Below are 12,568 nucleotides of genomic sequence, written 5' to 3' on the forward strand. Positions count from 1 at the left end.
GCGCGATGATTCCGATTGTTACGTGCACGATGAAATTGAAATCCGCCGCGGAAATGCCCCCGATTACGCGGACGGAATTCGCAGCGCTGAATCCATTCGCCCCTGTGGATCAAGCAGAAGATAATGCAAGAATCTTCGACACGTTGGAGCAGCTCTATCGGAAATTACAGGGGGGCCATACGCCAATCGTATCGTGGCCAGTTCCCGGTACGATGATGATCGAGCCCACCGAGAGCGAAACCAAAGAGGAACTCGATCGTTTTTGCGACGCGATGATCGCGATCCGCGGCGAAATTATAACGAGAATCGAGCGCGAAATGATCGGCAGGACACTCCGCTGAAACACGCGCCGCACCCGGCCGCCGCGGTCAGCGCGATCACTCGCTGGATCGATATTCGCGCGAGCAGTCCGCGTATCCGATCGAGAGCCTGCGGATCCGAAAATTTTGGCCGGCGCTTGGCTGAGTTGACAATTCGTAGGCGATCGACGCCTCGTGTAAGCGTGTCCCGATTTGGCGACATAGGCCGCGGCGACGTGAAACGCACGGTCGCCCTCACACCCCCGTTAGAAACGCGCTACGGAAATGTGCGCAGGGCTCCTCTCGGCGCAAGTTCGCGCGCAACACTGTGTCTATGCAGCGAGTTATGACGAATGCTTCGAAGCAGGCCAACGAGTATATCTGTCTGCGGCCGTCTCCAAGGAAGTAATGAGGGCTAAGGAGCGGTCACGCCGTGGATGGCCCGGCACATTACCAAGAGACCCGCAAGGACCGATTTTTGCCGTTTTTGCTTCGCAGCAGAGGATCAAATAGGTATTAGATAATCCGATCATTTGCAGGGGGCATTCATGAATTTATTTGTGCGCTGGTGGATCATTCTCGGATTGGCGATCGCGACGCATACTGCGCAGGGCGAGTTCGTACGAGGCGAAATCAATGGGTGGACAACCAATAGCCCAATGTTTCTCGATTCAGCGTTCGGGAATATTTTTACCGCGACAATTCCGGCCTACACCAACGACGCTTCAGCAGAATTCAAATTTGATCGCTTCGGCGATTGGACCTTCGCGTGGGGTCTTGCGGCCGGCGGCTCGAATGCGGTGAAAAATGAGGCGCCGGGCCTGGCAAAACATAACGGCGGTGCGAACGCGAATCTTTCCTATGCGAATCAGTCGAACGGCTTTTTCTACACCTTCCGGCTCGGCGGCGAACCGACCTGGTGGGATCGGCCGTTTGTGGTGATGGAGACGGCAGCCAACCCGGTTTCGATCAGCAACGTCTTCGACAATTCGAAATCGGCGTCAACCGGTTCGGTGTCCATCTCGATCCAGCTTTCATCCTCACCCAGCGCGCAGGAGTCGGTCTGGGTCCGTTTTGCCACGAACATGGTCTTCACCCCGAGCTTCCTCGTTCCTGCGACGGGCAGCGGGACAAATTACGCGGCCACGATTCCCCAACAGGCGGACGGCACGCGCGTGAATTATTACGTGCTCACATCCACGATGCCGTCGAATGTGATCACCGGCAATTTCGACCTTTGCACCTTGCGCGGGCGCAAGTCCGGCGCGACGAATTTTGGGTATCGCGCGGGCACCATGAACGTCTGGCATTTCCCCTCAAATGCCGAGCCAACAGGCGCGTTCATGCGAAATCCAAGAACAAACGGGGTGCCGCCGAATGTGAATGTGTTCTTCTACATCGGCAATCAATTCGCGGGCGCCGGCGGGAATACCTCGGATATGTCGAGCATGCGGCTGATTCATCGCCTCGCCGGCGTCGGCACATGGACAACCAATATCGGCACCTTCGATTCTACCGAGGGCAACAATAAATATTGGGTGGCCGTGATCACCGGCAACACTTACGCAGCGACCAACGAAGTGGAATACTACTTCCGCGCAACCGCGACCGATCACAACACGACATGGATCGGCACGACGAACAATGGCGTCGGCAACGTTCGTTTCCTCAACGAAGCCGATGCGCAAGCCGCGCCGTTCCGATTCACCTACGGCGGATTTGCGGCCAATCTCGGCAATAGCTGGCACATCCCGTCGAACAGCGAACCGCCGGGGGTCACAATGCGCAACCCGCTCAACGACCCGGCAACCAATCTCGGCGTGTTCATCTATAACGGAACGCAGTTCCAGGGCGGACCGCAGGCGAGCGATCAATCGGGCGGACAGGTTATTTATCGCCGAGTTGGCGATACGGCATGGTTCACAAACAACATGGTCTTTAACTCGGAATCCGGCGAGGTCGGCAACAACAAGTACTGGCGTGGCGTGATTCCGGCCAACACGTTTGGGCCGACCAATGAAATCGAGTATTTCCTCCGCATCACCTACACAGATCGCGACACCACCTTTCTCGGCACCACCAACAACATTTTCAGCACACGCTACGCGACCGATGCGCAAGCGCGCACCAACACCTTCAAATTCCGATACGATGCGGCGACGGGCCAGGCCGCGGCCTTTCTTTGGCACAACAACAATCGTGTGGTCCTTGGCGGGTCGAACGTACAGTTTTGGGTCAAGATCGGCTACGCCGAAGGAACCGGGTCAAACCGTTTCGTCGATTTTGCCCACGTTTATCTGACCACAGACGGGTCGAATCCACACGGCTCATATGGGACATCGACAAACGCCACGGTGATCCCGATGAGTTTCAGTCACATGGAATGGGACAGCTATCCAGGCGGCGATGCGATGTGGTGGGTCGGTGTTGCGAGCAATTTGCCGCAATTCACGCAAATCAAATACCGCATCGGTGCCTACAAGAACACGAACAGCATCGAGCGCTTCGCGGATTACGGCACTGCCGGCACCAACAACAACACCTTCAGTTTCATGCTCGGGACCGTTGGCGCGCAGGTGCTGACTGTGAATGGACGCAACGCGGATTACACGACCACGAAATTCTTCGTCGATGAAATCGCAGGTGACCAACACGAAATCATCGTCCGATACACACCCGGAGTCGCGGCGACCAATGTCGAAGTCTTCAGCAATCTCGACCGCCGCGATCTGGTGGACATCGATTACACCAACCAGTGGATTTCCGGCGACGGCTATCCGGACGGCATCCATCCCCCGAACGGAAACTTGATCACGATCGCGGACACGGGCGCCTATTTCCGCGCGTGGACCATGGCGCCGTCGACGAATGCCGGGGAATACATCTGGACCGGCAAAGTGTCCCGCACCGGCGCCTATCGGCTCACTGCGCGCTACCAGATTGCCGGCAACACGAACTATTTCTGGTATACCGGCGGCGGACGCCGCGACCACGCCATCGTCGTCTCGCCGAAGAAGGCGCTCGACATGACGCTGTATGAACTCAACACGCTGACGACCGAAGCCACGGCTCCGACGTTCGCCGGCCGCAGCACTTTCCGCGATCTATTGAGCACAAATAATGTGGGCGGCGACGACGACGCGTTCGATCCGTTCAATCTCGAATACCTCAATTTCCTGCAAGTGAATTGCCTGTGGTTCCAGCCGATCCATCCGAACGGCTTTGAACGCGCGGAAAATGATCCGAATACCGGCGTGCCGTACTCGCCCGGCAGCCCGTATGCGACAAAAGATTATTGGGCCGTCATGCCGGTCATGGGTTCCGCCAATACGGAGGCTAGCGCCTTCGCGGAATTCACCAACTTTGTCGCGCAATGCGACGCGTACACCGGTTCCGTCGGCTCGATTCACATCATGCTCGATGGTGTCTTCAACCACACCTCGTGGGACGCTGTCATGGGCCAGGGCGGTGTGGATCTCGGCTTCTCGCCGACGCCGACCAATCGCATCGGACATCTTCGCCCGCAGTGGTACGCGCGGATCACGGACTACGGGCTGCCCGCCACGTTCTACACCAGCGCGTATCTGAACGACTTCGCTACTGCGCCGGACCGCGGCGATTTCGGCAAATGGAACGACGTGGCGGAATTATATTTCGGAAAATACTCCGCCCTCGTGCGCAACAATCCAGAGCGGAACGGCGATTACCTCAACGAAGATGACATTTACGACTTCGCGGGAATGACCGCCGACATCAAAGATTTGTGGCGCTATTTTGCGTATTACCCCGAGTACTGGCTCCTCAAGACCGGCCATCCCGGTTCCAACACCTGGAATCTTGCGCAAGACGACAAGGGCATCGACGCCCTCCGCTGCGACTTCGGACAGGGCCTTCCGCCGCAAGCCTGGGAGTACATCATCAACCGCACGCGCTCGAAGAAATGGAACTTCGTCTTCATGGCAGAAACGTTGGACGGCGGCAAACCGGGGTATCGCTCCAACCGCCATTTCGACATTTTGAATGAAAACCTCGTCTTCCAGTTCACGCAATCGAAGATCAACGATTCCTCCGCGCTGTCGTATGCGTTCTATATCCGCAATCTCTCGTACGACGGCGGCGCGATCCTCCTCAACGTGACCTCGCACGACGAGGTGATGCCGGACAATGACGGCTGGATCACGCTCTCGCGCTATGCGGCGATTTCATCGATGGCGGGGCTGCCGATGATCTTCTATGGGCAGGAGCGCGGCATCGGCCTGTTCGATCCTTCGAATCCCAACAATCCGCTCGACGGATTTGCAGATCACGAGTTGAACTTCGGCAAATGGGTCCCCCACTTCAAGCGTTGGAACCAACTGCAAATTTGGACCAATCCGCCGCCGTTCACCGCCGGCATGGATACGCTATACGGCCGCATCAACTATGCGCGGCTCAACAGCCCTGCGCTGCGTAGCCGCAACCATCGCGTGCTCGCGACGATGAGCGGGCCGGAAGATCCGCGCATTTTTGCGGTCGCCAAATGGGAAACAGCCGGCGCCGGGCCCGCCACGTCCGATGTCGTGCTCGCCTTTACCCGCTTCATGGAGCACGGAGGCGGGCATACCGTCGCGGCGAACAGCTTCAACTTGCAACCCGTCTGGAATCAGCTCGGGCTTTCGACGAACAAGCTCTATACCGTGCGCAATCTGGCCTCTAGCAATCCGAACGCGCTCTTCACCAACGGCTGGCCGCGCACGGGACTGGATCTGTATACCAACGGGATCTACGTCGAGCTCCGCGTGGACGTGGGCCAGCCGATCACCAACGACGGCGCGATTGTGCAATACCTGAAGCTTGTCGAGCTCTCCGCGCCGAATCAACCGCCGGTCATTTCTCTGCCCGGCCCGCACATCCTGGCCGTTGGCGCGAGCACGAGTTTCCCGGTGAGCGTCACGGACGCGGATGGCGATCCAGTTATCACGAATTTCGTCAGCGGCCCGGCGGGTTCAACCTTCAGCGGAGGCGTGTTCTCGTGGACAGCACTGCCGCCGAGCGTGGCCGGATCGACAAATCTGATTGTCTTTGTCGCCGACGATCAAAAAGGCCAAACGAACAGCGTAGTCACCAACACCACGACGATCGTGGTGCCCAAAGATATAGACGCCGATGGCATGCCGGACGATTGGGAGTGGACGTATTTCGCCACGCTGACCAACGCGCCTGGCGGAGACGTCGACGGCGATGGCATGCCGAATTTCGCCGAATGGATATCGGGCACCAGTCCCGCCAATAGCAACGATTACTTCCGTGTGCAGACCGTCGCGGGCGCGGGCGGCCCAAGCCGGCTCATCACGGTTCCGACCGTGTCGGGTCGCCTTTATCGAATCTTCTACACCGATGCGAACTATACCAACGGCGTCACATGGCTGCCGTTTGCGAACACGAACATCGGCTTCGGCGCGTGGTATGAAACCAATGCGGCTGGAACCCGCACATTTACGGACGACGAGGGCACCAACAGCACTTTCGGCCCGCCCGCCACAAGGCACCGCCTCTATCGTGTGACGGTCGAATGAAGGACACGTGGATCGATGCCGCACGCGTTCGCATCCGACGGCGAAATTCGATTATTTGAAGCGGCCGGATTCGATGATGCGCTGCAGATAATGGGCACGGAGTAGTGTAGGGAATCGTCGGTTCACGGGGGGCGTCGCAAATCGAAGGGGGCGCGGCACTTTGAGGGGTACAGCGCGAATATCTCGAATCGGTCGCCCCTTTGATCCGATGGTTCCACAAGGTCCCTCAAAGACCAGCGTGACCGATTCTCCGTCCCGTATTTGGAAGGCTGCCCGGTGGCGCCAGCTCTGGGTGTCGTGTTGCACGTCGATCTCGAGAGGCTGACCCGCGTGCCGCAGTTGGAGCATCAGGATGTCTTTTCCCGCTTCCCGAAGGAACAGCATGTCCAAGGAGCTGTCGGTTGCGAAGGGGAGGACCGCGCGAAGGCGTCGCCATTCTTCAGGGATGTGCGGGCGGAGGATCAGGCGGTTCTCCATAAGGCGCGGACGAAAGCCCGCAAAGTCTTGGTAGGCGGTTCTCGCGAACTCCGCGGTGCTCCACGCCTGCTGCCAGGTGCCCGATGGCGTGATATTTCCTTTTGAGTCCGGAAGTGCGTCGAGCAGTTCGCTCATTCCGCCTCGGCATCCGAGGTTCAGGATCTGGTCGGCCAGATTCCGCGCAAGCGCCCAGGCGCATTCGATCTGCCGGTGTCGGCAGAGGGCCGTGATCGTGAACCCTGCATTCCAGCCCCAGATCGTGCCGTTGTGGTAGGCGGCGTCAAAGTGCCAGAGGTCGTCGCGATGGTGGTAGGGGTGGAAATACGAGTGCCGCGGGCTCAGCGAGCAAATGCCATATGGAAAACATAGTTCTTCAAACGCGTTTTTCAGCACCCTCGCCTCGATGTCCGGCGGAAGGAGGCCGTCATCGAAAGGGATGGATAGCAACATCAACTGGTTGGGCCGCGGTTTGAGGTCCCTGGTGCCGTCTGGCCGTAGGCGATCGGCGAGCGCTTTTTTTCGCGGATCCCAGAAGGCGGGGTGGAAATTCGAGGCCAGTTTTTCCGCACGCGCGCGCCATCGGGGGATGGCGGTTCGCCGCCCGATCCGGCGCGCCGCGGCGATGCCAACGCCGAGCGCGGCGTGCCAGAGGGCCTGAATGTCGTTCGCCCGGTTGCCGCGCGCGCTCCATGGGGCCTGACCATTAATTCGGGCATCCATCCACGTGTCGGCGTCGTCATGGGTGACAAACCCATAGCGGTCCCCGAATTTTTTGAATGTGCCGTCGATTGCGCATTCGATTATTGGAAATAGGGTCGCTTCGAAGTTCGCATCGCCGGTGTATTGCACATACTCGCCGATTTCGCGAATGAGCCACGGCGTGCCGTCGGCCGTGTTGTAGATGACCTCCCCTTCGCCGGAGACGCGGTTGGGAACGCGGCCGTAGACCGGGGATTTCGGGTCCCTGTCCTGGCGGCCGGCAAACACCTCGATGACTTCGCGGGCGTCACTGAATTGGCCGGTGACCAGCAGGGTTCCGGGCAGTGCGATGAAGGTGTCGCGGCCCCAGTTGTCCTTGAACCACGGCAGACCCGCCCAGATGCCCTTGCCGTATTCCTCCGTCACGAGGAACAGGCTGCTGAGTTTTGCCCATCGGACAGCCTTGGTGTACTCCGAGTGGTCGTTTTGCAGATCGCTCCGGGTTAGCAGATCGAAGATCCGCTTTTTGTGGTGCTCGACGCCCTGTTGATCGCGCAATCGGGCCGCCTTGGCAGCCGCCTCTTGGACGGATTTGCCGAAGGCCAGATAAAGGGTGAATTCGCGCAGGGGGTCCCGCGAGCGGAAGATCGGCGCGTTCCGGCCGGTCTCTCGAGCCTGGCCGGCATAGCTGAAGGGATGGCTGGCGCTAACGCCGACGTGATAGTGCGCACCCGGCACTCGAAGGACCCATGTGTCGCCCGCCGGCTCGACTGTTGCCAGACCTTCGGCCTCGAGCAGCGGCGCGACTGCCAGCGGCTGCGCCCGGCGACTGACCACGCGCAGAGCGATGGCCTGTTGGCGGCCCAACAGCATTCCTTCCTCCCATGTCTGCAGCGCAAACGTGTGGCGCACGCCGTAGGGATAGATTGCCGCCTCCTCCGCGCGCTCGCGGTCGTTCATGCGGGATCCGCACCAGGTCATAAAATCCCGAAAGACGACCTGCCGGCTTAGCAGATATCCGGTACCCTTCGCATAGGAGTGGGTGAATCCCTCCCAGTAGCCCTCCACGTTGTCGCCGTAAAAAAATTGCGCCCGGCCGCCGGATTGGATTCGGATCGCCATTTCCTCAAAAAACGCGTCGCGAGCAGGATTCACGGCACGACTCTAGATGATCCTGTGTTGAATTCGCAATTCGCAGCGGTCGTGGTATCGTACCCAAGAATGGCTGCGCCCGCTCATCTGTTTTGCACGTTGGCTTTTACTGCGCTGTTTGCGGCAGACCGGGCGCCGGCCCGCGAGGGTGATTCCATGACGAGTACCAATCGAATTCTCGTGTATTCAGCAGCCGAAGGGCGGATGGTCGAAGTCGAGCGGCTGCTACTTTCCGACGAGGAATGGAAACGGCGCCTCACGCCAGCCCAATTTTACGTGCTTCGCCAGCACGGAACTGAGCGCCCTTTTACGGGCCAGTATTGCGAAAAACCCAAGGAGGCAGGCATTTTCAAGTGTGCCGGCTGCGGGACCGACCTCTTTGTCGTCGCCACAAAATTTGAATCCGGCACCGGTTGGCCGAGCTTTTACGAACCCGTTCACCCGAACAACATCGGAACCTCGTTGGATCGGAGCTATGGGATGATTCGCACCGAGGTGCACTGCGCGCGATGCGGGGGCCACCTCGGCCATGTGTTTGATGACGGCCCGCCTCCCACGGGGCTGCGATATTGCATCAACAGCGCCGCCCTTGTGTTCGAGCCGTTCCGAACGAACCAAAAGCGGCCTGAAGAATGAGGCGCTCCGTTTTCCCAAGTTGATGTTGAAGAGAAATAGCGATTCCGTATAGTGGCGGCCTAGCATTAGAGGAGCCTCATGGCGACGATCACATTCAAAGGCAATCCCATTCACACGGCGGGAACGCTGCCCGCGGTCGGAACAGTCTGCCCGGATTTCAAACTTACCGGCAGCGATCTAAGCGATGTGACGCTCGCGAACTTCGCGGGCAAAAAAAAGGTCCTGAACATCGTGCCCAGCCTCGACACCGGTGTATGTCAGGCCTCGGCCCGGCGGTTCAACGCGGAAGCCGCCGCTCGCCCGGATACTGTGGTCATCAATATTTCGGCGGACCTCCCTTTCGCGCAAAAGCGGTTTTGCGACTCGGAGAAATTGGACCGCGTGGTCAACCTCTCCACGATGCGCTCGCCCGATTTTGGAAAAGTCTTTGGCGTGGCCATCGTCGATGGGCCGTTGGCGGGGCTGATGAGCCGAGCGGTGCTGGTCCTCAACAAGGACAACATCGTCGTGCATGCGCAGCAGGTTCCCGAAATCGTCCAAGAGCCCGACTACGCGCAGGTCCTCGCCGCGCTGGACAAGACCTGATCTATTGGTTGCTTTTCGCCGGCGGACCCCTCGGCTCGGGCTTATTAGCAGGGTGGGTTGTATCGTCGATGAGTAGCGGGCGGTCCGCCGCTAGCGTTGGCCTGACGCCTCGGCGCATGGCTGGACGCGGCTGCGGATCTTGTGAATGGTAGCGAGGTGTCGCCAGCTCTTTCCATGCTGCGGAATTTGAGCATCGAGGCCGATTGGCTCGATGAGTCGTCTGTATTGGTTTGGGCGGTTGATGCCGAGGGGCGGCTTGTTTACGCCAACCGGGCCTTTCGCGAATTGACCGGCGCGGCGCTCGGCGAAGGAAAGCACTCCGTTTGGGAGGATTTCGTTCATCCGGAGGATGCAGAAGCTTGTTTCGGCTCCATGCGAGCTGGCTCGACTGCATACCGGCCTGAGGTTCGCCCCATCCGGTTGAGAAGGCGAGACGGCGAATTCCGGCGCGTCGCCACATCAATCACGCCTATTCAGGATCCGGAGGTCAGAACCGCGTTGTTTTTCGGCACGGGCCATATTCTTTCGGAGGGTGAGGACTTCGCCAGGACCGGAAGTTGTGGAGCCCGCTTTTTTCAAGCGGTCCTGCACGCGCTGCAAGAGCTGGTGTCGACGGCCGAGCCGGAGCGGCTGCTCCCACAATTGCTGGGGGAGGTGGGCGGCGCCCTGGACAGCGATCGATGCTACGCGTTCCGTATTTACCTCGACGAGGAGACCGGCATTCCGTTCGCCTCGCAAACGCACGAATGGTGTCGGGACGGGATTCCTCCTCAAATCGACAACCCGGCGCTCAAACGGCTTCCCCTCTCGCCGACCTATACCGATTTTTTTCTCCTATTAGAGCGAGGTGAGGTCATCGCAAAGCTTCAACGAGACCTGTCGGGGGATGCGCGAGAGTTGCTGTCATCACAAGGCGTGCAATCTGTCCTCATCGCGCCGGTGTTTGTCAAAGGCCGGCTTTGGGGGCTGTTGGGTTTCGATGCATGCCGCGAGGCCCGCGTTTGGACCACTCAGGAAATATCTGCCCTGCGGGCGATCGCGTGCAGCCTGGGCACCGCCCTTGCCCGATGCGATGATGAGCGACAGCTCGACGAGCGGGACAGGCTCCTCCGCGGGCTGGCGCAGGCGACACGCGAACTAATTTCCTCCACGGACCTGGACCACGCGTTCTCGAAAGCCCTTGCGCTTATTGGCGAGGCGGCAAAGGCCCGACGCGTTCATATATTTGAGGAGGTCGCCGGATCCGCGCGAGATTCCCGCGAACTACGGCTCCGCGCCCTGTGGATGAAGGACCCGACGGAGGTCCAGCCGCCTGCAACGCTAGCGTATGATGATCGCGCGGTCGGCTGGCGGTCGCCGCTCACCGAAGGCTTGCACATCCGGGCCCTGATGAGCCGGTGGTCCGAAGGTGGCGGCTCGGGACCCGCGGAGGTATGGAGCATTCTGGCAGCTCCAGTTGTATGTAATGGCCGGCTCTGGGGGATGGTCGGCCTCGAGGATGCGGACCCCGCGCGCGCGTGGAGTGACAGCGAGGTCGATGTGCTCAAGGCCTTTTCAGGGGCGATCGGCGCGGCCGTTGCTCGGCACGCGGCGGAGGAGGCTCTTCGGACGCGCGAGGCCCATTTTCGCACGGTTATTGAAAATGTGACCGACATTATTGCGATTTCCGACTTGCGGGGCGCCTTCACCTATCTCAGCCCCTCGGTGGAGCGGGCGCTCGGCCACACGCCGGAAGAGATGGCCGGCCGGGAAGTGTTGACATGGCTGCACCCCGAGGATGTTCCAAAATGGAGCGGGCTCCTGGCGTCTGCAGCCTCGCCGTCCGCTTCCATTCTTACGGCGGAACTCCGCCTTCGGCATCGGAACGATGACTGGCGCATCTTTGACTGCGCGGCCAAGCCGATGGGCGCCACCGGGGCGCAACCTCTGCTGATCATTAATGCGCGTGATATCACCGAGCGCAAACGCGCTGAGGATGCGCTGCGCCGGAGCGAGGAACTCCTGCGCCATTCCCAAAAAATGGAAGTCGTTGGCCGCCTCGCCGGCAGCGTCGCGCACGACTTCAACAATATCCTCACCGCCATCACGGGCTATGCGGAACTGCTGCTGGCAGACGCCGCGGGCAGCCGCGGTATTCGGAACGAAATCGAGGAAATTTTGAAGGCGGCGGAACGCGCGCAGTCCCTGACGCGCCAGCTCCTTGCCTTCAGCCGACGCCAGCCCCGAGCGGTCGGTCGGCATGCCCTCAACGCGATCCTGCTTGACCTCATGAAGATGCTGCGCCGGTTGATCGGCGAGGACATCGAGCTACACACCGAACTCGACCCGGACGCCGGCTTCGTGCTGGTCGACATCGATCAAATGCATCAGGTCGTGACCAACCTCGCGGTCAATGCGCGGGACGCCATGCCGGACGGCGGGCGGCTCACGCTCCGTACAGCGCGCGTCGATCTCGCCGAGCCGCTGACCGTTGAGCGCTACGAGGTGGCGCCCGGCCGATATGCACTGCTGGAAGTGATCGACACGGGCCGGGGCATGGACGACGAGGTCAAACAGCACCTGTTTGAACCCTTTTTCACGACGAAGGAGGCGGGGAGGGGGACCGGCCTTGGACTAGCGACAGTCTACGGGATTGTCCGCCAGAGCCAGGGCGCCATTACGGTGCGCTCGTCGCCCGGCTGCGGCTCCGTTTTTTCGATCTACCTGCCCCGCGTCGAGGGAGGGGCACCAGAGGTGCGTCCGACGGATTCTCCCGCCTGTGGCCGCGGCCACGAAACCATCCTGCTCGTGGAAGATGAGGCCATGCTCCGCCAACTGGTCGAGCGGCTGCTCAGCCGACAGGGATATCGCGTCCTGTCTGCGGCCCATGGCGAAGAGGCGCTCGTTGCCGCCGAGTCGGCCGGCGGCCAGATCGATCTGCTGCTGACCGACCTGGTAATGCCCCGGCTCAACGGCGCCACCCTGGCCAGCCTGCTTCGGCAAAAGTTTCCCGAGCTGCGCGTCCTCTTCATGTCCGGCTATGCGTCGGACGCGCTGCAGGCCGATAGCGAGACCGCGCCTGGTGTGAAGTTCATCCAAAAGCCTTTCAAGCCGGCGTCGCTCCTTGCCCTGATCCGAGAAGTCCTTGACGGACGCTGATCCACGGCGTATCAGCGCCCTCTCTCC

At 60.2% G+C, this 12,568-nt stretch carries 6 protein-coding genes; 5 read left to right on the plus strand and 1 reads right to left on the minus strand.

The annotated features are described in order from the left end of the window. The first annotated feature begins 5 nt into the window (after window positions 1-5). Window positions 6-341 carry a hypothetical protein gene (locus NZ740_01645; protein MCS6770712.1) on the plus strand — a complete coding sequence of 112 codons (336 nt, stop codon included), beginning with the start codon at window positions 6-8 and terminating at the stop codon, window positions 339-341. Between the two features lie 506 nt (window positions 342-847). Then, on the plus strand, window positions 848-5,854 hold the full coding sequence (locus NZ740_01650) for a hypothetical protein (GenBank protein ID MCS6770713.1): 5,007 nt from the start codon (window positions 848-850) through the stop codon (window positions 5,852-5,854). Window positions 5,855-5,905: 51 nt separating this feature from the next. On the opposite strand, the gene NZ740_01655 is transcribed toward NZ740_01650, so the two are convergent. Beyond that, window positions 5,906-8,185: a glycogen debranching protein gene (locus tag NZ740_01655; GenBank protein MCS6770714.1), complete on the minus strand. Its 2,280-nt coding sequence runs from the start codon at window positions 8,183-8,185 to the stop codon at window positions 5,906-5,908. Between the two features lie 153 nt (window positions 8,186-8,338). Between NZ740_01655 and msrB the strand changes: the two genes are divergently transcribed. The 3 genes from msrB to NZ740_01670 all read left to right on the plus strand — a co-directional run bounded on the left by msrB (window position 8,339) and on the right by NZ740_01670 (window position 12,541). Beyond that, window positions 8,339-8,818, plus strand: a complete 480-nt coding sequence (gene msrB / locus NZ740_01660; GenBank protein MCS6770715.1) for a peptide-methionine (R)-S-oxide reductase MsrB — start codon at window positions 8,339-8,341, stop codon at window positions 8,816-8,818. A 78-nt stretch (window positions 8,819-8,896) separates the two neighbouring features. Beyond that, entirely contained in the window at window positions 8,897-9,403 is a 507-nt protein-coding gene (gene tpx / locus NZ740_01665) for a thiol peroxidase (GenBank protein MCS6770716.1), read from the plus strand. Window positions 9,404-9,544: 141 nt separating this feature from the next. Continuing rightward, window positions 9,545-12,541: a PAS domain S-box protein gene (locus NZ740_01670; GenBank protein ID MCS6770717.1), complete on the plus strand. Its 2,997-nt coding sequence runs from the start codon at window positions 9,545-9,547 to the stop codon at window positions 12,539-12,541. The last annotated feature ends 27 nt before the right edge of the window (window positions 12,542-12,568 follow it).

The sequence above is a fragment of the Kiritimatiellia bacterium genome, from assembly GCA_025054615.1.
Lineage (GTDB): Bacteria > Verrucomicrobiota > Kiritimatiellia > CAIVKH01 > CAIVKH01 > JANWZO01.